Here is a 24,108-nt window from a genome sequence, read left to right on the forward strand (position 1 = left end):
TATAGCAAGGAATTTTCCGAAAAATAAGTTCAAAATCAATTATAATCATTCTGGAATATCAAGGTACTTTCTTTAGCTTTTTTCCCTGTACTCCCCAGGTGTGCATCCGCATTGCATTTTAAAAAGCCTGTTAAAATGGCAGATATTATTAAAGCCGGAATCATAGGCAGCCTGGTTAATGGTCACCGCATCATTTTTCATAAGGTATTTTGCCTTTTGCAGTCTTGCCTGAACCAGCTCCTTCTTTGGGGTGCTGTGGAAGAAAAGCTCATAATACTTATACAGCTGGCTTTTCCCGATATTTAATATTTTGCACATCTTTTCCACGCTCCAGGGCTGCTCGCAGCTCCCCAATACCTGCTGTCTGAGACTCAGTAATTCAGAATAGATGCCCTGCCTCTGTTCATCCGGGATTTCTTCCTGCAGCTGTCCCCTGTGAAGCAGTATAAGAAGCTGATGTATGTAAAAAGCGGTCATTTCCTCCGACTTCGATAATCCGTTGATGAACTCCTGATAAATCTTCTTAAGCAGCCAGTTAAGCTCCTCCGTATTGTCGGGATAAAATATCCTGTTCTTTTTAATCTCATAATCCTTTATATCTTCCTGACTGCAGAAAAAATGCACATAACTGTTAAAAAACTCATGATCGGCCTGATAATGCTGGTACTTTCCGGGCGTATACAGGATACAGGCTCCTGGTTTTGCCTTGACCGCATTATGGTTCGAAAAATAAAAGGTCATGGGCGACAGAACAAGCAGGAACAGATAGCTGTCTGTGCCGGAGGGACGCAGAATAACATCCCTGTCAGGATTATGGGTATGGTATCCGCAGTAATCAATTGTTATCACTTTTTCCATCTCCTTCTAACCGGATAAAATTATCGGATTGCTTTTAATCAGCATATCTATTATCGGAAGAAAAGTCAATACTATAAGAAATAATGTAATTTTTATTTTCAATGGAAATGTTATAATTTAAGCATATTTAAGACATAAGCAGTTATATGTAAGGAGAAGGTTGAAGGAAAATATAAAAAGCGAAAGGATGCCATACTGTGATTCTTTCAACCGGTTTTTTATGGCACATTGGGTGTAAGTATGAAAAAGTCAACAATAAGTATTGATAAGCATTTTGTGGTAGGAGAGGTCGATAAACGTATTTACGGTTCCTTCATCGAGCATCTGGGACGTGCCGTATATGAAGGTATCTATCAGCCCGGAAGTCCTTTTGCCGATGAGCAGGGCCTTCGGAAGGATGTAATGGAACTGATACAGAAATTAAATGTTCCCATTGTCCGGTATCCCGGCGGAAATTTTGTATCAGGCTACCACTGGGAAGACGGTGTAGGTCCTAAAAATGAACGTCCTGAGAAAATAGACCTTGCCTGGAATGTCATTGAAACAAATCAATTTGGTTTGAATGAGTTCATGGACTGGTCCAAAAAAGCCGATACTTCCGCCATGATGGCTGTTAATCTGGGAACCCGCGGTGTGGAGGACGCAAAGAATATCGTGGAATACTGCAACTTAAAAGGCGGCAGTTATTACAGTGATTTAAGAAGGAAGCACGGCTATGAAAATCCCCATGATATAAAGCTGTGGTGCCTCGGCAACGAGATGGACGGACCCTGGCAGATGGGACACAAGACAGCCGGGGAATACGGCAGACTGGCTGCAGAAGCCGGACGTATCATGAAGATGGTGGACCCTTCCATCGAGCTTGTAGCCTGCGGCAGCTCCTCCCTTTACATGGATACCTTTGGCAGCTGGGAGGATACGGTGCTCTCCGAATGCTATGACCAGGTGGATTATCTTTCCCTGCATCAGTATTATGGAAATGCGGAAAATAACACCCCTGAATTTCTTGCCAGCACCGTAGCTATGGATAAGTTCATCAGCTCGGTAATCTCCATTTGTGACTCAGTGAAAGCAAAGAAACGCAAGAACAAATCCATTCATTTATCCTTTGACGAATGGAATGTATGGTATCATTCCCATGAACAGGACCAGAAACTGGAGCGTTGGTGCAAGGCCCCCCATCAGCTGGAGGATATTTATAATTTTGAAGATTCCCTATTAGTGGCAGGTATGATGATTACCATGCTGCGCCATGCAGACCGCGTAAAGGTAGCGTGTCTGGCACAGCTTGTCAATGTTATTGCCCCCATTATGACATCCGATACCGGCGCATGGATGCAGACAATCTTCTACCCCTTTGCCCTTATCAGCAATCACGGCAGAGGAACCGTATTAAATACGATTGTAGACACTCCTGTCTATGAAACCAAGCATGGAGATGCTCCTTACCTGGACTGTGTCTGCATGATGAACGAAGAAGAGGATACTCTGACCATATTTGCCGTGAATAAAGACCTTGAGTCCTCCATGGAAGTGACCTGTGATTTAAGGCAATTTGCAGATTACCGCGTAAAAGAGCATATCGTATTGACCCATTCCGATTTAAAGGCAATCAATACCGAAGAGCAGCCTGAGAACGTTGCTCCTGTCAAAGTAGAAAATGCCAGAATGGATAACGGTATTCTATCAGCTGTATTATGCGATAAGAGCTTCCATGTGATTACTCTTGGCAAATAAATAATAGAACAGGCATTAATTATTGGAATCGACAGCATAAAAGGAAGAAGCTCTCCGGAGCTTCTTCCTTTATAATGTACGCCCGGCGGACGCACGTTCCAACCTTTCCGTCTACTACCGGAAATACGCAATGATTTCCACAGATAAGACTTTTTATATGTCCTGTAGAGTTATTTCCTGTGGCACCATAGCTGGGAAGGAAATGGGCATGGGCATAATCTGCCTCCAAAGGAACAATATGAAAAATCTCAAAGCATTCTTATAATAGATACTCTCTCTTGCATATTTCCTCATAGGTACTTTATCCAAGGTCCGAAGTAATTTAAACTGCCGTAACCGGGGTCCGTTTGAACCGAACATGATCTGGCTGTGCAGTGCCCTTTCCGTATCTCCCGTACAAAGGGCCAGGCGAAATGGACTCAATACATCTCCAAAAAGGATTAATCATATTTTTTTCCATAACCAAACGCTCCATCGATACAACATATCTTTGCTGCAAACCTGGCAGCTTCTGATATACTTTCCCTGAGTGCCGAATCACCGTTACAGCCTTTTTTCAGGCGGTCAAGGTAGCTAACCAGAAATGAAGTGATTAAGGAATCACCTGCACCCATGGTATCTACTACCTTTTCGATAGGTTCCGCCGGCTGTAGATAGAACTGCTTCCCATCAAATAACATACAACCCTCAGCACCTCTGGAAGCACAGGCGAGCTTTGGTCCAAGAGAAACGATCCATTTTAAGCGTTCCCGGGTTTCCTCTTCGGTTCCGTCAAAGGAGCAAAAAGCAAAATCTATATCAGGAGCAACCTCCTTGTAATACTCATCCGTAGAATCATCGGAAAAATCATAAGAAATAGAAATACCTGCTTCCTTAATTTTATACAGCTCTTTTTCCATAAAACAATAATTACCGGAATGCACCAGGTCGAATTGTCTGATATACTCTAAATCAAACTGATTCAGAATAAAAGGTGTCTCTCCGCGGATACCGCCTTCATTGGACCCTAAGAATACCCTGTCCCCATCAATTAAAGTTGCTCTCGCACATCCGTTTTCTCCATCCAGCCGCTGACATTTTATCATTTCGATGCCAATCTCCTGAAGCGTATTCATTACATGTTCTGCTTCCTTATCGTTTCCAAAGTACCCCATATAAGCGCTTCTGGCTGCTCCGAACATATTTGCATAAACAGCAAAATTCACACAATTTCCACCTGGATACATGGTTTTTATATGTTCATATTTATCTACGACATTATCACCGAAACCTAATACATTCACATTATATTTACCCATATTCATACCTCTTTCTATTAATATTCCACTACACCCATATAACGTCTCATATCCAAAGGATGGCGGCGTTTATCCTGCAGTCCAGTACGATAAGCAACACTCATCGCATAAAAGAGGATAGGGTTAAAATATTCCACGCAGGAATCATCTATTGCGCCGATACCCAATTCTTCCGCATCTATAACTTCATATTTCTTAGCATATTTCTTTAAGAAGGTAAGTGCTCTTTCATCCATGACGCGGTTCGGACCTTTACTCATCAGAAGGATATATAAATGATCTTCATCTGTTACTTCAAAGGGTCCATGGAAGTATTCTCCGGAATGCAGGTAACAGCAATCCATCCACTGCATTTCCTGGAGGGAGCAGATAGAAAATCCGTAAGCCTGGGAATAAGAAGCACCGGAACCCATAATATAAAGGAAAGATTCGTCCGCATATTTTTCTGCGAATACCCAGGTGCGGTTCTTTACCTTATTTACTGCTGCACGTACAATTCCGTCAATTTTTTCAATGCCGTCCGCAATCCCATCATACAATTTATAATTCGATTCCTGTACTTTCATGATTTCATTCAGGACGCGAAGTACGATTCCCTGGGGTTTATCCTTTTCCTTCACCGTATCTGCCCAATCATAGACTACAGGTATCATGGAATCATCATTGCAGGCTGAATCCGGATTGTGTGTCATGGTGATGACAGCTGCCCCCCTGTTTTTACCCAGATGAGCTGCTTCCACCGTTTCTTTTGTATTACCGCCGTGGGAACAGATAAATACAAGACTGTTTTTACCCAGATGTTTCGGCGGAGCAATAACAAACTCTTTACTGGTATACCAAGCTCCATGCATGGTTTCCGATTCTGTCTGTATAAAATAGAAACCCGGATATAAATCGACCAAAGAGCCGCCGCAGGCAACAAAGTAAACATCCTTGATTTCCTCATGTTCTTTTATAATTTTTTGTACTAATTCTTTTGCATTCATTTTTTATCCTCCATAAAATTTAATTCTATTGTTTATGTTAAAGCTGTGCGGAAATTGCACAGAATACCATAGCTAAAATTGTGATAACAATAAAGAATTTCCAGATTGTTTTCCACCATTGTCCAAAGGAAATCTTACAAACTGCAAGTCCGGCTACGGTCATACCTGCGGTGGGGCTGATCATATTCGTCAGCTGATTTGCAAATTGCATAACAGTAACACTCGCTTCCGGATTAACTCCCTGTAAGTCACATAACGGAGCCATAATAGGCATGGTAAGGGAAGCTAAGGCGGAGGAAGAAGGTACCAGAATGGAAAGCAGGGACTGTACCAGATACATAACCGTTGTAAATGCTACGCTGCCGATATTGGCAAGGCTGTTGGATAAACTATTTAATATGGTATCAATAATCATCCCGCTTTCTGCAACGACTAAAATACCACGGCAGACACCAACTACTACTGCAGCAAATGCCAGATCCTTAACTCCGGTTACAAATTCTTCTGCTATTTCTTTTTCTTTCAGACCGCCGGCTATACCCATTAAGATACCCATAACCAGGAATATGGCAGATATTTCATCCATATACCAGTGATATTTTAAGATACCGAATACAATCGTACCCATACCCAGAGCAAAAATACCAAGTACTAATTTATGGCGGAGGGTAAATTCTGTGTTCTCTTCATCCATTGCAAATTCATGTTTTTTTAGCTGATCATCCTGGTAGGTAATAGAGCAAGCCGGATTCTTGTGCACTTTTGCCGCATAGCGCATGACAAAGATAATGGAGATAGCCATCATGATAATCCACCAAATAAAACGGTAGATTAACTGAGGATTTCCCTGAATCCCTGCAACACCCTGTGCTATAAGCACATTAAAAGGATTTGTAGTGGAGGCTGCATAGCCAATCTGAGGTCCTAAGAATACGACCATAAAGGTGGTCATGGAATCATACCCCATTGCAAAAAATATTGGGATGAGCATAATGTAAAACGGAATTACTTCTTCCGACATACCAAATGTGGTTCCGCCGATACCAAGCAACAGCATCACAATCGGTATCAGCAATACTTCTTTTCCCTGAAGCTTTCTGATTACTCTGCGGATTCCCATATTCATGGCATTGGTTTTTGTCAGGATCTGAAACGTTCCACCAATCAAAAGAATAAAGGCTACCACATCGGCAGCTGCCTGAATTCCCCTGGTAGGCGCCATCAGAATTTCTAACAACCCCTGACGCAGATCAGTTCCGTCGTTACTAATTTTTTCAATTACTTTATAGGTTCCGGAAATTGCTACTTCCCTTTCACCGGCCGGTGTATCGATTAATTCTCTTTGAAACTGTCCGCTTGGTAAAATCCAAGTCATTATGGCAAATACAATGATTAATACAAATGCTAATGTATAAACATGGGGCAAAGCGAATTTAAACTTTTTCTTTTCATTCATAATCGTACCTCTCTCCAATACAGTATTTATCTAATAAATGGTCATTAGCTGCCATATTTCGCATATCGTGGGAATCCGGCTTTTCAAAATAACTGAAATCCGTGATTTCCTGCCCTAAGTAACCTTTATACCCTCTCCGATCTAGTATTTTTAACCAGCTCTCTAAATCATGATTTCCATCTCCCCAGATAAGATGTCCAAGTGGGGAGCCCCAGGCCATAATTCAATGGTCTTTACCCCTAATGCCGCCTGGGTTTCTCCTTCATTTTTAATTAGCAGACTCTTTCTTGTATACGATACGCCCGTCGACGATTGTCATTGATACCTTGACATCGCGCATTTGTTCCATAGGAACTTGAAATACATTATTATCCAGTACGGTAATATCTGCGATTTTTCCTTCTTCCAGGGTTCCATATTTCTCTTCCATTCCAAGATTTTTCTGACCGCCTAAAGTCCAGGCTTTCAATATTTCAGCAATGGCTATGGTATTATGTTTGTTAAATGGTTCCCCTCCCTCTGGAAAATATCCGCCGCATCCATGATAGATGGATTCCGGAATATCGGTTATCATAAGGGGAAGGTCCGTGGCTCCGGAAAGTACGACTCCGCTGTCTATCATTTTTCTCCGGTTCCAGTAATACTGTCCTCGTTCCTTACCAATGGTTTCCAGGATTGCCGCTTTGACTTCATCACCGGAATCTAATGACATAATCTGAAAATAGATTTCTCCTATTACCCCCAGTTCTCCCATACGCTCTAAATCTTCCGGAGCCGTAAACTCCATGTCTGTAATCGCATGCCTGTTTAATACTTTATTATTTTCCTTTTTACACTTATCAAAAATATCCAGTACCTTATGAACCGCACCATCCCCCTGTGCATGGAGTGAATAACGGAAGCCATTTTGATCTGCCAGTAGAACTTCCTTCTCAATTCCTTCATAATCAATATGGATTGAGCAGCAGGAATCAGTTCCTTCATAGAGTTTTAACAGGTCTCCCTTTTTACTTGCTACGGTTCCGTCCGTCATCCGGTTATAGCCTGAAAATCGAACAAAGTCGCCGGTAAACTTTTCTCTCATTTGTTTTCCGTGTTCAATATTAATTCCTTCCCCAACGGGCTGGGACATGAAAAATATTCGCAGGGTTAATTCTTTGCTTTCTTCTTTTTCTTTTAAGAATGTATCAAATCCATAGAAATCATCAAATCCCATTTCCTTGACGGCGGTAACACCTCTGCTGTTTAATAATTTCATATAATCCCTGAACTCTTTTTCAATATAAGTTCTGTCATTTAAATACTCCCGCATGATTTTGTAATATGCCTCCGGATAACAAGTAGAAGGTGTAAAGCCGTAAGCATCCTTTGCGGCTTTGTTCATGATACAGGTGCTTCTGTTAGCCGAAAATAATATAACGGGTCTCTCCGGATATTTCTGATTTAATAGCTCCTCTATGCCTTTAGCCGGAAACCGGTTTACATCCCATCCATGGCCATAAATAGTCTGCCCTTCCTTAAGTGTTCTTGCATATTCCTTAATTTTTCCAAAGCACATCTCTTCTGAATCGACCTCTGAAAGATCCATTCCAATATGGTAGATAGCATATCCGGTAAAAAAGGTATGTACATCTACAAAACCCGGTGTTATAAGCTGGTCCTTCAAATCCAAAACCTTAGTATTTTCTCCAATTAATTCTTTGTAAGAATCATCCATTCCTACTTTGATGATTGTGTTACCGGAAACAGCGATATAGCCTTTTTCTGGTTTTTCATTTAAACCTGTGAAAATATAATTGGAGCGCAAGATTAAATCAATATTAATTTTGCACATTTTTCAATACCCTCCCATTTCATTTTTGCGTGTTTTTACTATATCATAATATAACGTTATATACAATAATAATTTCTAAATTTCTTATCCTTTGTCATTTGTTATAATTATTGGTTCTGTTTTTGTGCACAATGTACATTCAACAACCAAATTTATACAATTTATAGGTCTTTATCAGAATAAGCTTGTTATTCCACGTCAACTATAGTATAGTGGAACTTAGATAAATCTTTACAAAGGAGTTACAATTATGAAATTAAATCCTGATAATGCGATTCCTTTATACCTGCAGCTAAAGGAAGAAATTAAAAACTCTATTAAAACAGGTGAATTGCATTATGGAGAAAAAATTCCTACCGAGACAGAAATCAGCGAACAATATAACGTAAGCCGTATTACTGTGCGCCGTGCTATAGAAGAACTTTCAAGAGAAGGCTTTTTAACAAAAAAACAGGGTAAAGGTACTTTTGTACAGGAACACAAAATACAACGCAAAATTGAACATTTGCTTAGCTTTAGTGAAGCTTGTGAAGCAAACGGTATGAACCCTACCAGTATGGTTACAAAAAAAGAAATCATCCATTTGACACAGGAAGATGCTAAAGCTATGAATGAAGAACCTGGCAGCTCTGCCATCTTTCTACAGCGTATCCGTCTGGCAGATGGCTCTCCTGTCATGTGTGAGAATAATCTATTTCCATATTCGCGTTTTTCATTTCTTTTAAACGAATCCTTAGACGGTTCCCTATACCGCTTATTGGAAGAAAAGCACGGAATACGTGTCTCCATTTCCACCAATTCTTATATCGATGTGGTCAGAGCAAATGGAGATATTGCTAAAAAATTGCAGGTATCCGGCGGAGAACCTCTTTTTTATCTGTATTGCCAGATGTATGATTCCAGAAAGGAACTTGTACATATCGGTAAGCAATATATTATCAGCGAGCGTTACCGGTTCTATCTGGAAGATTATACGAAAACATGATTACCTTCTGACCGCTTAGTTGAAAATTGAAAAAACTTGAGGAATAAAGAAAGCTTATATAACGTTGCTTTCTTTATTCCTCAAGTTTTTTCAGTTCTGACATCATATGTATTTATAGATACTTTCTCCTAGCAGCCTCTCATATTTCTTTGTTTGTCATTCTGCATTCTTCCATTATCAGAAGTTTAATGATTATGCCAGTCATAAAACGAATTATCCGGCAGAATTTCTGCATAAGCACTGCAAATGATTCCATTATCACATACTCTGCTGTTGCATTGAAACGATATATTTACTCCATCAAAATTTAAATACTCTGCCTCTATCTCTGAAACAAATTTTTTCATATCTATCATAGGAAAATACATTTTAATCAGTTCTGCGTCATATTTATACCTGTGCCTTTCCCTGTTGGTTACTTACAATAACATTTTTTGTTACAGGTATACGGATACACATAATATTATTAACAACGGAAACAGGAATCCTAGTTTTTTCTTCATGATAAATCTCTTTTAAATTAACAATTTTAAGTAATTACTTCTTTCATAGTCTCTAATTATATCACTGATAGAATCTGAATTCTACTAATAAACTGGTAAAAACTGAATCATGTATGGTAAATGTGGCAGATGGATGGAGAGAAGGAACGTGTGAGTACCCGGGGAGGTCTGTATGGAACGCCTTGAAAGAGGTAACTATTATCACAAGGTAATACTGAACATACAGAAGTCGGCAGAGGTCATATTAGCCGAGAGGTGAAGGATGAAAGGCTGATACAGTGGATTAAGAGGTACCTAAAGAGTGGGGTCATGGAAAATGGCATAGTCATGGACGCAGAAGGAGGTTCTCCACAGGGTGGAAATCTGTCGCCATTATTGGCAAATGTTTATCTCAATGAGTTTAACAAAGAATTCCAAAAGAGAGGTGTTCCGTTTGTACGTTATTCAGATGATTTCGTTCTGCTGGCAACGAGCGAAAGAGCCGCTAAGAGACTCCTGGAAACAAGCACAAACATTTTCCTTACATCTCCTTACATTCTAATTTCCATGCATATCGTAAGCTTGCCTGCAATGCTGCCACAACAAACCCATGAGGCCCAATAATGGCTGTGTACACAGATGACCAAGGAGGTTGTTTTGGAGTTTTGTCTCAAGAGGTTCCTTATGACACTTAGGCGGCAGGAAACGTGACTAGGTAAACCAGCGCCACTGTTTGATCTTGATACCTAACACAGCCAAATATGTCACAGCGAGTTTGGCGCTGGTTTACCTGCCTGTCACGTTTTCTGCCGCATTAGTGGAATAAGGGTTCTCGCGTAACAAAACTCCAAAACAACCTCCTTGGTCATCGTCCGTCCCCATAACCCTCATACATCTGCCATGTCGATGCTGCCCTTACCCCTTGACAGCACCTGCCGCTATCCCATTAATAAACTGCTTCTGCAGAAACGTAAACATAACAATCAAAGGCAATGCACACAGCACACAAGCTGCAAACAAAACATTCCACTGGGCCGGATTCTCACGGTCCCCCAGGAACTGTATCATCCCCACGGGCAGGGAGTACTGGGAGGACTTGGAGATAAATACCATGGGAAAGAAATAGTCATTCCATATCCACAGGGACTGGGTTATGATTACGGATACTGTTGCCGGCTTTAAAAGGGGAAATACAATCTGCCGGTACCTCTGCCAGAGATTGGCCCCATCCAGAAAGGCGGATTCCTCCACCTCCGCCGGAACGCCTTTTAAAAAGCCCGTAAAGAGGAAGGTGGAAAAAGGAAGGCTGCAGGTTATAAACATAATCATAGGTGTAAACCTTGTATTGGGTATATTCAGGCCGCCGAATATCTGAGCAATAGGGACGATAACCATCTGTGCCGGAATCACCAGCCCTGCGATAAAGAAATAATAAAGGCCCTTGCTGAGCCCTTTCTTAATCCTTGCAACAGGATAGGCAGCCATAGATGAAATCAGGACTATCACCACAACGGAGCCTCCGGTGGTCATGATACTGTTTAACAGCTGCATGGGATAGTTCATTTTAGCGTAAGCTGTACGATAACTCTTAAGTGAGAACTGGACAAAGAGGTTTAAGGGCGACTGCATATTGCCGGGCTCTCTTAAAGAACTGGAAAGTACAATAAGGAGGGGTGATATTACAATAAGGCAGAACAATATCAGCAGTATGTATATTACCAGCACGGAAAGCGAAAACTTTTCTGTCTTTTCAACCTCTTTCAAGGCTTTTCCTTTCACCATTATAATTCCACCTCTCTTTTATTCAGAATAATAAGCATACAGATTGTGATCAATATGATAACCAGGAAGGATACCACGGAAAAGGCACTGGCTTTTCCCATCATCTGGTCCGTAAATGCAATCTTATATATGGTAAACATTAACGTATTGGTAGATTTGCCCGGCCCGCCGTTTGTCATAATAAAGGAGTAATCAAATGCTTTCAGTCCGGCAATTACATTTAATATAACGTTAATTGTTATAGTCGCTGAAATAAGGGGTAACTTTATTCTGCGGATCAGCTGCCATTCGGTGCAGCCGTCTATCTTACCGGCTTCAATAAGGCTTTCGTCAACGGTCTGAAGCCCCGCCAGGTAAATAATCATAGTGGTACCAAAGCCCTTCCAGATTTCCACCAGCGCAATACCGTACAAGGCTGTCTTATAATTGCCCAGAATATTAAAGGATGCTCCATCCAAACCAATTAGATTCATAAGGGAGGCTATCATACCGGAATCCGGCATATATACATAGGACCAGATAAAACCTACCACAATAGCACTGAAAAGTGCCGGAATATAAGCTGCCGTACGAAAGAATCCCTTGCCTCTTAATTTCATGTTAAGAAGCATTGCCATTACAAGCCCGAGCAGATTGCTTCCGATCACGATTGTTAACGCATATATCAGGGTATTTTTAATAGAATTTACCAGGGTGCCTTCCTTAAGCAGTGTTGCATAGTTTTTTAAGCCCACAAAGTCATAATTGTAATTTATGCCGTTAAAATTAGTTACACTGTAGAAAAAAAGCTGGAAAACCGGCAGAACCCAGAATACCAGGAACAGCACCAGGGCAGGTATCACAAATAGGTACATTCTGTCCGGGAATACAAGCGCATGACTGCCGGAGGATCTTTTTTTCTTTTCCATAGCCGCTCCTTTCAAGGGGGACAGGGGCCGGCAGTCCCCTGCGGGGCAGTCCTGCCGGCGAAGCGGATTTCCCGCACCTTCCATCCTCCGATAATACAATTATTTTTCGGTATTCAGCTCTTCAAATTTAGACTGCATACCCTTTACAATATCTTCTACGGTAGTTTTCTGTCCGCCGATGCTTTCACTGAACAGAGTTTCCATTTCATTTTCCGTACCGGCAGGCCAGCCCTGGTTGCACCAGTAGAAGGAATTTCCTTTGTTATACAGGTCCAGGAAATCCTTAAACAAAGGATTTACCTTATCAGAGCCGTAGCCATAGGTAACGATGACCTTGCCGGAATCCGCATAGGCCTTGTAAATATCGGATTCACCGTCAAACCACTTCTCCAGTATTGCCTTACACTCGTCAATATGCTTGGAGCCGGAATAAATTGCCGGGCCTGCTCCCATGGCCATGGAGGCATAGACCTGTTTTCCTGTTTCATTGCCAGGAAGAGGGAAATAGCCTCTCTCAAAGGATACCGCTCCCTCTGCCTGGATAGCCGCCGCATTGAAAGAACCGTCAAAGGTCATGGCTGCTTCTCCGTCTACAAATTTCTGGATAGCCTGCTGGGCACCCAGTCCAAGGGAATTGGATGCAATATATCCCTTGTCATATAAGGTTTTATACATCTCAATCGTCTTATCCCAGATTCCCTTATCTGTAAATTTGGTTTCGCCGGTTCGCAGCTGGTCGTCAAAGGAAGGATTGGATGGATATACGACATTTGCGGCAAGCTGATAAAGGCCAAACTGCATGACATACATATCCTTATCTCCCATGACTATCGGCTGGATGCCTGCTTTTTTAAGAGTCTCGCAAACATTTAGGAATTCCTCCCAGTTTGTAGGAACGGACAGGCCATTGGCTTTAAAGACATCTTTGTTATAATAGGTTCCAAGTATCGTAACTCCGCCTGGAACTCCATAGACTTCCCCATTATAGTTAAAGGATTCCAGCCCTGCGCCGCCTACCTTCTCCATAATCTTAAGGTCTGTGAGGGGCGCCAGGTAGCCTGCCTTTGCAAGCCCTATTACCGAATTGGCTCCTGCGTATTTCGGCTGTACGAGAATCATATCGGGGCATTCTCCTGAGGCAAGCTTTGTCTTCAGGGATGTATAATACTGATCGTCCGGAAGCTTTGTCACCTCCAGGGTAATATTGGGAAATGCCTCATGTACGAGCTTTGGAAGAACCTCTGTTTCAAAATCATTTTCCGCCGTTGTACCGGAGTACATCATGGTTATTGTTATATTGTCCTTTGCTGCATTTTCGTTTCCTTTTGAATCCGTTTTTGTCTCCGTTCCGGATGAAGAGCTCTTGCAGCCGGTCAGAGCGGATAATACCAATACCCCAGTTAAAGCCAATGCCAATACCTTTTTGTGTTTCATAACATACCTCCTCTTAATTGATAACCAAAACAGCTATTTTGTATCTGTAGTAATAATACCATAGTGAGAGTGTACTTTTGTTGGGAAGTGTAGTATACTATTGTTAGTTGGAGGTTACCCATATGAGTCTTCGCAAACGTTTTTTCTTTATTTTCATGCTTCTTTCCATTATTCCCATCCTCATTATATCCATTTATACCTACGACAGATATATGAGCCTGATTAACAGCCAGACAAACCAGGTTGCGGAAAATATCACGGAAAATGCCGCCTCCACCGCCAATATTACCCTGTCCAATATCAAGCATATAGCCGAGCTGTTCAATTTCGATGCCGGCAGCCAGAAGTCCATTGTGCAGGAGCTCCACAAATATACCAAGCGCAGCGAAGGCTATACTACCTATGATGTTTTTGAAACCAATAACAATTTAAAGTTCATCTGTCAAAACCTGATTTTTAATTCTTCTTATATAAATGGTATCTTTGTCTTTACCCCCAGTGGTGAAATACTGGGCTACGGCTACGGCGGCAATATCGACATCCGCTCCGGCTACAGCCCCGTAAAGGATAAATGGTACAAGAAAACCCTTGCCTTACAGGGAGGAATGTACATAGACGGAATTTCCTCCAAGGATTATATCATCCACTCCAAACCATCCATCACCTTTTCCTCCGCTCTTTATGATGTATATACCAAGGAATTTTTAGGAGTCCTGGTAATTGACTGCACGCCGGAAGTTTTTGACCTGTCCAAGGTAAATACCATGCCGGATACAGCCCTTTTATCCATAGAGCAGGGTGCCCAGGTGCTCTACAGCAATATTGATACAGTGCCTGCCAATTTCAGTTACACCAAGTCCCTTAAATTCCACAGGGACCTGGATTTAAAAGGCCTGTCCCTGACAACTGTGTTCAACACGGAAGGTCTTTACCGGGAATTCGGCTCCACAAGAGTGACCTTAATCGCTATATCCCTTATCTGTGCCGTTATTTTTGTTATTATTTCCATTATTCTTTCCTCCTATTTAACCAAGCCCATAATCAGCTTAAGCAGGCAGATGTCCTTTCGGGGCACCGGCAAGCCGGCCAATGACAGGCACTACTTAAACAGGACGGATGAAATCGGTGTGCTGTACAACGAATACCACCGCATGATTGAGGAATTGGAGCATTATATTAAGAACGAACTGGAAAATAAGCTCATTACCCTGGATTCCCAGATGAAATCCCTGGAAGCACAGATAAACTCCCATTTTCTCTACAATACCCTGGAATCTATTAACAGCATTGCTGAAATTGAGGGAATCGAAAGCATCAGTACCATGTCTCTGGCTCTGGGCGATATGTTCCGGTACAGCATCAAAACCACCAGTGAACTGGTCACCATAGCAGATGAAATAAAGCATGTAAAGGATTACGTATCCATTCAGCAGATACGGTTTGATAACCGCTTTGAATTAAGGCTTCAGATAGCCCCGGAAATGTATTCCTATAAAATATTAAAGCTGGTGCTCCAGCCCATTGTGGAAAATGCCCTTTACCATGGATTGAAATATTGCAGCGCAGGCAGCTATATCGAAATAAGCGGCTGTCTTGAAAGGGATTCCATTCTTCTGACCGTAAGGGACGACGGAACAGGTATGACGGAGGAACGCCTTATGGAGCTTCGCAGAAGCCTGAAGGAAAAGGCTGAATTTACAGAACTGGGTCATCGAAACAAACAGAGCATCGGACTTAAAAATATCCATACCCGTATTCAGCTCTATTACGGGGAGGGCTACGGGATGCATATTGAGAGCACGGAAAACCAGGGAACTTCTATCACCTTAAGAGTGCCCTATTTAAACTAAAAGAATTGAGGCGGCATATATGTATACGTATATTGTAGTGGACGACGAATCCCTTATCCGGAAAGGAACCATAAAAAAGCTGAGTGCTCTGGAAGGCCGGGCAGAATGTATCGGAGAGGCCTCCAACGGCATGGAGGCTTTGAAATTAATGGAGGAGAAGAACCCGGATATCATTATTACCGATATGAATATGCCAGTGATGGACGGAGGGCAGTTCCTGCCGGAAGTGACAAAGCGCTATCCGGATAAGCATATCATCGTAATCAGCGGCTATAAGGATTTTGAGTACACCAAGCATGCCATTAAGGCCAATGCGGTGGATTACCTTTTAAAGCCCTTTCGCAGAGAGGATATCATAGATGCCGTGGAAAATGCAATCCGCAGATTTGAGGATTCCTCCACCATTCACAATGAACTGGCTTCCAGCAAGACAGAAAAAGAAGCCGCCCGCTATGAATATGATATCTCAACGCTGAAAAACAGCATACTGGGCTATCATACCACAGAAGTGCGGCTTACCTCGGAAAAGCTTAACTTTATCAATGACACCCATAATCTGGTGCTGGTTACCCTTCATTCGGAAGTCCCTCTGAAAGAAGAAGCCCTCCAGAACTTTCTCAGTGAAAATGGATTCGGAGACCTTGCCCTGTATCTGCAGCATATCCATAACCATAATCTTGGCTTTATGATTTTATTCATGCCCCAGCGTTCAGCTCTCGGAACAAAAGACTTGTGCACCCAGGTAATACGAAGCCTTTCAACTCTGTTCCTGCATACCAGTCAGAAGGTGTCCTATGGCATCAGCCTCAGCCACAGCTCCCTGACAGAGCTGAATACTGCCTTTATGGAAACGGTGAAGGCTCTGAACCATATGGGAGTAAATGACCAGGGGAAAAGCTTTTTTTATCAGGAAATGGATTATGAGTACAGTATTCCGGTGGAATGGAAGCGTTCGGAGGAATTGCTATTCCGCATTGAAGCCGGCATGGCAGATAAACTGCCGGAACTGCTGGAGGACCTTTTTTCCTATCTGGCAATCCTGCCCGGCTGTACCCTCTATGATGCCAAGAACTATTGCTTCTCCCTGGCAGACAGAGCAAAGTGGATCATGACCCAGTATTTCGAACAGGTCGATCCGGGTTCCGTTAACTCCAGCGTTCAAAGCATTTTAAATACCATGTTCAGTTTGCAGGAAATTAAGCAGTATTACCTTCAATTTTTCACCAACCTGTCCCATATCCTGGCGGACAAAAGTATCTATGCCTCCGATAATACGATTGAAAAAATAAAAGCCTATATCGAGCGTAATTATCAGAAAAACCTGACCATTGAATTCGTTTCCTCCCTGTTCTATATGAACAGGAGCTATTTAAGCCACTTATTCAAGGAAAAGACCGGTGATAACTTTGTCAACTATCTGAATACCGTCCGTCTGACAAAAGCAAAGGAACAGCTTAAGAATACGGACAAAAAGCTTTACTCCATTGCAAAGGCCGTAGGCTATGACAATGTAAAGTACTTTTTCAGAGTATTCAAGAAATACGAGGGTCTGACTCCCGAACAATACCGCAGCAAATACCAGTAAATAAACTGAAAATTTTCTACAGGCTTCCCACTATAAAATACGTTCTGTTCTTAGGGAGGGTAAAAGAAATTTCATATCCTCCCTTTCTGCCTGGTATAGCGGAGGGTCTGTAAATATCCCCGGTTTCCGGCACCCATATTTCCGGTTCGGAGGCAGAGTCTATCCATACCTTTAAATCTTCGTCTTTGTCGTTGTAATTGGTAAAGTTGAAGATTCTTTTCCCTTCCTTTCTATAGCGGGACACTCCGACACCGTAGACCCTTTCCCCATCATGGATATAAGGGTCTATCAGCCTTGCCGGATAGCTTGACAAGCTGTGTGCCATTTCCTCCACCCCGCAAAGTATCTCAAAGGGGAGGTTGATTTGTTCTCTGCAATACCGGAGCACCTCGGATATTTTATTCATCTTTATATGGTTTTCAGTGGTAAGCTCCACTCTTATTTTTTCCCTGAAATGGGAGCCGTCCTTTGCCACCACATCCTTTATCTGTGAATCCAGACTGATAATACATCCGCCGTTTTCTGCAAACTGATTTAAAAGCTCTGTCATTTCTGCTGTCAGAAGTTCTGTAAAAGGCAATATAAATATCCTGAACCTTTCACCGGACAGAACATTGACCAGTTCTCTGCCCTCCACTCTGAAATTCCTGGCGGCATCACTGTGGAATATATCATAATCCAGATTTTTATCTGTCAGCCCGTTGCATAAGAGCTGGAACTGATTGTCAATGAATCTGGCCCTTTCATCCGTAATCCATGGCCCCTCCCGCCAGAACCCCGTCTTTACCTGAAGATCCGGCTGGAAATAATTCCAAAAGGTTTCTATCGGCGTATAAACCAGAATTTCCGCTTCATGCCTACCATCGCTCAGCACCTTCATCATGCGGTTTGCCATCTTCACATACAGGGGCATGCTGTCCCAGTATTTCCACTGGTAAAAATAAGAGGGCGGAAAATCCTCACTCCTTTCATCCCTGATAGAGTAATAAAACCCGTGCATTATGATGAGATTAATTCCCTGCTGAAACAGCCAGTTGGATATGCGCACCATATCCTCAAAGGTAATGTCCCAGCCGGAGGCTCCAAATGCTTCACAGGCTATTCGGCTCTTTCCGTAGCTGTGGCAGGCACTGACCGCAAATTTGGCATCCAGGCTCCCGATACCGTTTCCCAAATGATCAATGGCAGGAACATGAAAATACTGGTACCCTCTTAGCATATCTCCGCCAAAATAGGATTGGGCCGCTATGGTTTCTTCTCCTAAAAAATGCCCCATGGCCTTCATTCCATGCTGATTGCACCACTCATAAATTTGCCCGAAGGTCGCTTCCCCATACATATCGGATATGACATCGTAATAATCAAACCGGAGCTGATTGGAGCGGCTGTCACGGCGAATCAGCAAGGGCAGGTAAGGCGCCAGGTCATAGCCCTTTCTTCGGATAAACTCCTCCTGTAAGGTGCCTGTCCAGGGCATGGCATTACAGAACCTGGTCTCATCCATGAAGATACCGGATATAATTTTGCCAAATTCCTCTCCCATCTGCTCCCGGTACTGCTCATGGGTCTTTTCGATAAACAATCGGATAGCTTCTTTGTTAAGGTAATCCACGCATAGCTTTCCAACGGGCTCATAGCTGTCCACCGCCACATATACAGCTACCAGCTCTCCGTCTTTTTTCGGCAGATAGGTTGCCACATCTCCTTCTATCGTAAGGTTTTCATCACAGTCTTTGCAGAAAATATAACCGCTGCCTTCCTGTCCCATCTCCTTATAGAGCAGGGGTTTCCACTCCTCCTCATATACCGACAGGCTGATATACTGCTTTTCGGAAAGCTTCAGAACGGCTTTCTCCCCCTTTTTCAGCCTGGTGGTATCAAACTGCAGAAAATGCTCCCGGTATTTTTCCTCCCTTGTGATGGTCCAGGCGCAATTACCGCTGGGCCAGTTATTTTCATCATAAAGCCAGATTTTCTGGCCGTTTTCCTTGCAGTTCCCAATAACGCTTTTAATCCGTTCAAACCAATCCTGGCTTAAATACTCATTCTGCAGCCCAAACCTTGAATGCACCACCGGCTGATTAGCATGGATGCGTTTCATCATATTCATTTGCTCGGTGGTCTTTTCGTCGGTTATCTCATCATTCCAGAACCAGAAGCCCGATATGCTGTAATCAGGGTCCGTAACCGGATTTCTAAAGAATTCTCTGTCCATTTTCAATATACCTCCTGCACCTTTCTGTACTCTATTATACTAAGACAGGAGTCTCTTTTTGTTATGTGTTTCAGTATACTTTTGTTGGGTGTTCTTTAAGTAAAAAAAGGGCTGCCGCAAAATATGCAGCAGTCCCTGATTCCTTGAAATTTTCTATACCTGTCAATTTCGCTAGGAAATCTGATTGGAATATTACCAGCCCACTCTTATAATAAGCCCCTTCGGATCTCCTACCTCCAGATATGACGCCTGTCCGTTAACATCGTCATAGCAGAAGCCATAAGCCAGCTTAACTGTATAGAAATTTGTTGATTTTTGTTTTTTCTCCCCCTCCCTTTCCTTTTTTATAAAAATGATACAAAATACTCCCTACAACTACTTTTTCGGAAAATTTACATTGTTTTCCAATACTTAAAGTTGTTATTTTTTGTATATTTTTGGCATTTTTATAAGTATAAAAAAGCTCCATAGCATCCTCACACGCTGAACTAAAGTATTTAACAGCTTTATAAATTTTCCATTAAAAGAGTTATTCAGCGTATTTAAGATAGCCATGAAGCAGCTATATTCCGGAAAAATGGAACATTTTTATTTTATCTGATACGTTCAAAAGATTTTACCAGGGCTTTTAATAAAACAATTATCAGGAAACATACAACTCCTGTCAGAACAATGGTACCACCGGGCTTTAATTTCCAGTAATAAGAAAGGGTCAGACCGGTTACCGTAAAGAATACGGCAAGGACAACGGAGCTGAGCAGAGTCATCTTATAGCTTCTTCCCAGCTGCATACCGCAGGCTACGGGTATTACAAGAAGGGAGGATACGACCAAGGCTCCGACAGTCCTGGACGCAATGGATATGGTAAGAGCTGTCAGCATGGTAAAGATAAAGTTCACCAGCCTGACCGGAACACCTGCCAGCCTTGCTGCCCTCTCATCAAATCCGATATAGAAAAGCTCCTTATATAAAAGAAGAAAAGCTGCCAGTACACAGATGCTTACCAATACCACCATGCGAAGTTCCATATCACTTATTGCTACGATACTTCCGAAAAGGAAGCTGTTAAAATTTCCGCTGCTTTTGGTAAAACCGGAAAGGACACCTGCCAGGCCTATTCCTGTTGACATTATAATGGCAATTGCCATTTCCGAATATCTCGGTATCTTTTTTTGAATGAATTCGATGCTTAAAGCGGCAACAATGCAGGCACCGGTTGCTCCAAGTATGGGGTTTATCCCAAGCAGGATACCGATTGCCACACCGGCAAGGGAGGTATGGGACAGTGCGTCCCCAATCATGGATTTCCGCTGCAGCACAATAGTCATACCTATACAGGGTGCAATGACTGCCAGAAGTATTCCCACGAGAAATGCCCTTTGCATAAAAGGATATTGTAAGATACTCATGCCTCCACCCCATTTCTCAAAAGCTCTTCTATTTTACCGTCTTCCAGCCGCAATATTTTATTAATCCCTGCACATTCCTCCAGGCTGCCATGGGTAACCATAAGTATGGTAAGCCTTTCGCTTTCGTGCAGCTCGCTTAATATCTGGTACAGCTGCTTTATCGATTTCATATCAATGCCTGTTGTAGGCTCATCCAGCAGTAAGAGCTCAGGCTTGATTACCAATGCCCTTGCAAGCATGACACGCTGCTGCTGGCCTCCTGAGAGCTCCCCTATCATGGACTTTGCAAATTCCGACATCTTAAGCTTTTCCAGGGCTTCATAGACCTGAAGCTTGTGGCTCTTATTGGGAAAACGGAATCTGCCGATTTGCTTATACAGATTTGCCGTCACGATTTCCTCCACCGTGGCAGGAAAATTCTGATTGCCGTAAGTACCGTTCTGGGCTACATATCCGATTTTACCGCTTCTGACTATTTTTTCATTTTCCTCACCGAGCAGTCTGACTTTCCCGTGAAGGGGCTTTAATTCAGCTAATATAAGCTTTAAAAGGGTACTTTTTCCCGTGCCGTTCTCACCAGTCAGGGCAACAAAGTCCCCCTTCCTGATACTAGCAGAAGCCCCTCTTAAAATAAGCTCTTTTCCATATGCAAAATCTACATTTTGAATTTCAATTGCCTGCATCCTATACCTTCATTCTCAAAAAGAATAGGAGATAGATACGACTATCTATTTCCTATTCTGCTTATCTCTATTTACTGTAATGCCTTTAACAGGCTGTTTAAATTTGTTTCCATCACGGAAATATAATCCGCTCCGTTCTTAATATCCTCATCCGATAAGCCTTCCAAAGGATTCAGGACATCGGTCCGTACTCCCACCTCATTTGCAATGGTTTCCGCAACCTTGGGGCTTACCAGCTCTTCAAAGAAAATAACCTTAACCTTATTATCCTTTGCGAATTTAATAATTTCCTCCATCTTGGCCGGGTCCGGTTCTGAGTCCGGAGACAAGCCTTCGATTGCTACCTGGTTCAGACCATAAGCCTTGCAAAGATAGCCAAAGGCCTCATGTGCTACTATAATATCCTTATTTTGAAGCCCTGTCAAGGATTCCTTGTATTTCTTATCCAATTCGTCGAATTTGGCCGCATAGGTATCATAGTTGCTGTTATAATAGGCTTCATTATCCGGGTCCGCTTTTACAAAGGCATCCCTGATGCTCTTCATCTCTTCCTTGGCATACTCCGGATTCAACCACACATGGGGGTCATAGGTTTCCTCTTTCCCATCCCCTTCCAACAGGCTGATACCGGAGGATGCTTCCACCTTAATCAGCTTTTTATTACCAAGACTGTCAAGAACCGTATCGACCCAATGCTCCATACCCGCTCCGTTGTAAATAAATACATCCGCTTCCTCCAGATTGGCAAGATCCGAAGCAGCCGGCTCCCAATCGTGGGGTTCAATACCTGCCGGAACCATATCCGTTACAATTACCTTATCTCCTCCCACCTTTTCAGCCAAATCATACATGGCGTAAAAGCTGGCAGCTACCTTTAACTTTCCGTCCCCTTGCTCCGTACCGGAGGTCTTTCCGGTATCCTGCTTATCCTGAGTATCCTTTGCCGTATCGGAATTATCTGCCGCCGGAGATACCTGTGAGTCATTTGCATTTGTATTCTTATTGCTGCATCCTGCTATAAAGACAACCGCCAGCATTACTGCGGCAATCAGGCTGATATATTTTCTCATAGAATGGCCTTCCTTTCTCGGCAGTATTATTTCGTTTCCCTGTGGAGGGTGTACTTTTTCAGGCGCGGACAGTATTTCATGACCTCCATCCTCTCAGGGTGCTTCTGTTTATTTTTTGTAGTTACGTAATTACGTTCATGGCACTCAGTGCATTCCAGTATAATTTTCATCCTCATATCTGTTCCTTTCCAAAAGCAAATTATTTGCATTTGCGTTTACTGAACTTATCATAACACATTATTTGCATTTGTCAATACATCTTTCCATAAAAATATCTGCCCTTTCCGGATGTTTGCCATCAATCAAAGGCAGATACAGGGAATTCAGCAAAGCAGAAGGAAAGACTGAGAAGAATTATCAATAATAATAGTAATAAACATATTCTTCCTTGGGAGCCTTGGTCTTTTTGATCACAACATCCTTCAGGCACGGAACTTTGCTGCCCTTATACTCATATTCTCCGATGGTTCCGGTAACGGTAATCCATTCATTCTCCTTTAGGCTGCTGCTTTTATCACTTTCCGTAATGACACCATATCCCATTAAATCCAGTGCACAGCAAGTCATCACATACCTTCCCGCCAGGAACTGGTTCGCCTTTAAGTCCTCCATGTGGAATACCTGGGCCGTGTACTGGTAGCGCTTACCCTTAAAATCCTTCAGGAAATCAAAAAGTTCAAAATACCAGCAGCCAAAATCCTCGTCACTAATTAAAATCGCGCCATCCCCGGTCTTATTCTTATATTTCAGGGATCTGTCCTTTTCATCCGCATTAGCAGCTTCCCCTGACGACTCATCCGTACTGTCCCCGGCTATTTCTTCCGAATCCTGTACATCTGCTGCAGAATCCCCATTAGAATCCCGTATATCTGCCGCTGAATCCCCATTGGAACCCTGCACATCCCCGTCTGTGGATGCCCCATCCGTATTCCAGGCAGAATCCTCCGCCTTACTGTCCGCCGTATCAGCGACATTCTTACTACCATACAGGCTCTCCGCTCCCTTGCTGCTTTGGGCAATTGCAATATTCCCATTGCCTCCCTCTACAGCAGGAAAGAGAATAGCCAGTACAACCGGCAGCAAATAGAGAAAATATGGCTTTAAGTTGGAATTATGCCTTCCTCTTCTCAGCTCTCCCATCATGCTGCAGGCAAAAACCAGCAAAGCAACAATCGCTCCCCAGATTCCATAGAGATATCTGGGATGTACATAATAAGTAATCTTGCCTGAAATCAATTCATATGCCAGGAACAAAGCAAGAGCAAGAACAGTAAACAACTTAATATAGATTTCCAGATTTTTATTTCCTCTCATATAACCTCCTTCCTGAATATCCAATTTTCAATCGGATATTTGTTTATCCGTAGTTGAAAAAACAGCTTTTAGTTTTTCCAACCTATCACCTTACGCAAGATAAATTTTCTAATTCCATATCCATGACATCCATGGCTATAATGTTAGGTATTGTTAGATTTCATTATATCCTGGCTTCCGCAGCCCCCATGACCTTTTCCATGTATCTTTGATAAAAATAAA

General features: G+C 42.5%; 21 protein-coding genes and 1 pseudogene. 5 read left to right on the forward strand and 17 right to left on the reverse strand.

The window, feature by feature from the left end:
- Window positions 1-72: 72 nt before the first annotated feature.
- Window positions 73-849, reverse strand: a complete 777-nt coding sequence (locus tag BUB77_RS19205; RefSeq protein ID WP_170866694.1) for a helix-turn-helix domain-containing protein — start codon at window positions 847-849, stop codon at window positions 73-75.
- A gap of 249 nt (window positions 850-1,098) precedes the next feature.
- Between BUB77_RS19205 and arfA the strand changes: the two genes are divergently transcribed.
- Window positions 1,099-2,595 (forward strand): arabinosylfuranosidase ArfA, encoded by a 1,497-nt coding sequence (gene arfA / locus BUB77_RS19210; RefSeq protein WP_073278463.1) that lies wholly within the window; start codon window positions 1,099-1,101, stop codon window positions 2,593-2,595.
- Window positions 2,596-2,748: 153 nt separating this feature from the next.
- On the opposite strand, the gene BUB77_RS30290 is transcribed toward arfA, so the two are convergent.
- From BUB77_RS30290 to BUB77_RS19245, 6 genes are read right to left on the reverse strand one after another with little or no spacing between them, the layout of a single operon-like run.
- A complete protein-coding gene (locus tag BUB77_RS30290; protein ID WP_073278464.1) occupies window positions 2,749-3,018 on the reverse strand; it encodes a hypothetical protein in 270 nt (89 codons plus the stop codon).
- Between the two features lie 17 nt (window positions 3,019-3,035).
- Window positions 3,036-3,893 carry a PfkB family carbohydrate kinase gene (locus tag BUB77_RS19225; RefSeq protein WP_073278465.1) on the reverse strand — a complete coding sequence of 286 codons (858 nt, stop codon included), beginning with the start codon at window positions 3,891-3,893 and terminating at the stop codon, window positions 3,036-3,038.
- 17 nt (window positions 3,894-3,910) lie between these two features.
- The gene (locus BUB77_RS19230; RefSeq protein ID WP_073278466.1) at window positions 3,911-4,879 is read right to left on the reverse strand and encodes an SIS domain-containing protein; all 969 of its coding nucleotides are present in this window, start codon (window positions 4,877-4,879) and stop codon (window positions 3,911-3,913) included.
- Between the two features lie 37 nt (window positions 4,880-4,916).
- Window positions 4,917-6,335 (reverse strand): YfcC family protein, encoded by a 1,419-nt coding sequence (locus BUB77_RS19235; RefSeq protein WP_073278467.1) that lies wholly within the window; start codon window positions 6,333-6,335, stop codon window positions 4,917-4,919.
- A complete protein-coding gene (locus tag BUB77_RS19240; RefSeq protein ID WP_073278468.1) occupies window positions 6,328-6,555 on the reverse strand; it encodes a hypothetical protein in 228 nt (75 codons plus the stop codon). The genes BUB77_RS19235 and BUB77_RS19240 overlap by 8 nt, the downstream gene beginning before the upstream one ends.
- A gap of 48 nt (window positions 6,556-6,603) precedes the next feature.
- Window positions 6,604-8,169 carry an amidohydrolase gene (locus BUB77_RS19245; protein ID WP_073278469.1) on the reverse strand — a complete coding sequence of 522 codons (1,566 nt, stop codon included), beginning with the start codon at window positions 8,167-8,169 and terminating at the stop codon, window positions 6,604-6,606.
- A 250-nt stretch (window positions 8,170-8,419) separates the two neighbouring features.
- Between BUB77_RS19245 and BUB77_RS19250 the strand changes: the two genes are divergently transcribed.
- Entirely contained in the window at window positions 8,420-9,154 is a 735-nt protein-coding gene (locus BUB77_RS19250) for a GntR family transcriptional regulator (RefSeq protein WP_073278470.1), read from the forward strand.
- A gap of 746 nt (window positions 9,155-9,900) precedes the next feature.
- Window positions 9,901-10,167, forward strand: a pseudogene (locus BUB77_RS29535) (reverse transcriptase domain-containing protein); the annotation flags it as partial.
- 384 nt (window positions 10,168-10,551) lie between these two features.
- Here BUB77_RS29535 and BUB77_RS19265 read toward each other — a convergent pair.
- From BUB77_RS19265 to BUB77_RS19275, 3 genes are read right to left on the reverse strand one after another with little or no spacing between them, the layout of a single operon-like run.
- Window positions 10,552-11,418, reverse strand: coding sequence for a carbohydrate ABC transporter permease (locus tag BUB77_RS19265; protein ID WP_073278472.1), 867 nt, complete (start codon window positions 11,416-11,418; stop codon window positions 10,552-10,554).
- Window positions 11,418-12,410: a carbohydrate ABC transporter permease gene (locus BUB77_RS19270; RefSeq protein WP_242962550.1), complete on the reverse strand. Its 993-nt coding sequence runs from the start codon at window positions 12,408-12,410 to the stop codon at window positions 11,418-11,420. Before BUB77_RS19270 ends, BUB77_RS19265 begins: the two co-directional genes overlap by 1 nt.
- Window positions 12,411-12,425: 15 nt before the next feature.
- Window positions 12,426-13,760 (reverse strand): ABC transporter substrate-binding protein, encoded by a 1,335-nt coding sequence (locus BUB77_RS19275; RefSeq protein WP_073278473.1) that lies wholly within the window; start codon window positions 13,758-13,760, stop codon window positions 12,426-12,428.
- Window positions 13,761-13,882: 122 nt separating this feature from the next.
- Between BUB77_RS19275 and BUB77_RS19280 the strand changes: the two genes are divergently transcribed.
- Window positions 13,883-15,610, forward strand: a complete 1,728-nt coding sequence (locus BUB77_RS19280) for a cache domain-containing sensor histidine kinase (RefSeq protein ID WP_073278474.1) — start codon at window positions 13,883-13,885, stop codon at window positions 15,608-15,610.
- Between the two features lie 19 nt (window positions 15,611-15,629).
- Window positions 15,630-17,195: a response regulator transcription factor gene (locus BUB77_RS19285; protein WP_073278475.1), complete on the forward strand. Its 1,566-nt coding sequence runs from the start codon at window positions 15,630-15,632 to the stop codon at window positions 17,193-17,195.
- Window positions 17,196-17,211: 16 nt separating this feature from the next.
- On the opposite strand, the gene BUB77_RS19290 is transcribed toward BUB77_RS19285, so the two are convergent.
- The 7 genes from BUB77_RS19290 to BUB77_RS19320 all read right to left on the reverse strand — a co-directional run bounded on the left by BUB77_RS19290 (window position 17,212) and on the right by BUB77_RS19320 (window position 23,886).
- Window positions 17,212-19,410: a glycosyl hydrolase gene (locus tag BUB77_RS19290; protein ID WP_073278476.1), complete on the reverse strand. Its 2,199-nt coding sequence runs from the start codon at window positions 19,408-19,410 to the stop codon at window positions 17,212-17,214.
- A gap of 289 nt (window positions 19,411-19,699) precedes the next feature.
- Window positions 19,700-19,879 (reverse strand): hypothetical protein, encoded by a 180-nt coding sequence (locus BUB77_RS19295; protein ID WP_073278477.1) that lies wholly within the window; start codon window positions 19,877-19,879, stop codon window positions 19,700-19,702.
- A gap of 124 nt (window positions 19,880-20,003) precedes the next feature.
- Complete coding sequence (locus tag BUB77_RS19300) at window positions 20,004-20,819, reverse strand: metal ABC transporter permease (protein ID WP_073278478.1); 816 nt, start codon at window positions 20,817-20,819, stop codon at window positions 20,004-20,006.
- Window positions 20,816-21,502, reverse strand: a complete 687-nt coding sequence (locus tag BUB77_RS19305; protein WP_073278479.1) for a metal ABC transporter ATP-binding protein — start codon at window positions 21,500-21,502, stop codon at window positions 20,816-20,818. Before BUB77_RS19305 ends, BUB77_RS19300 begins: the two co-directional genes overlap by 4 nt.
- 71 nt (window positions 21,503-21,573) lie before the next feature.
- Window positions 21,574-22,572: a metal ABC transporter substrate-binding protein gene (locus BUB77_RS19310; protein WP_073278480.1), complete on the reverse strand. Its 999-nt coding sequence runs from the start codon at window positions 22,570-22,572 to the stop codon at window positions 21,574-21,576.
- Between the two features lie 26 nt (window positions 22,573-22,598).
- Window positions 22,599-22,781: a 50S ribosomal protein L33 gene (rpmG, locus tag BUB77_RS19315; protein WP_456297829.1), complete on the reverse strand. Its 183-nt coding sequence runs from the start codon at window positions 22,779-22,781 to the stop codon at window positions 22,599-22,601.
- A 148-nt stretch (window positions 22,782-22,929) separates the two neighbouring features.
- Window positions 22,930-23,886: a TIGR03943 family putative permease subunit gene (locus BUB77_RS19320; protein ID WP_073278482.1), complete on the reverse strand. Its 957-nt coding sequence runs from the start codon at window positions 23,884-23,886 to the stop codon at window positions 22,930-22,932.
- Window positions 23,887-24,108: the final 222 nt, after the last annotated feature.

The sequence above is a fragment of the Anaerocolumna jejuensis DSM 15929 genome, assembly GCF_900142215.1.
GTDB lineage: Bacteria > Bacillota > Clostridia > Lachnospirales > Lachnospiraceae > Anaerocolumna > Anaerocolumna jejuensis.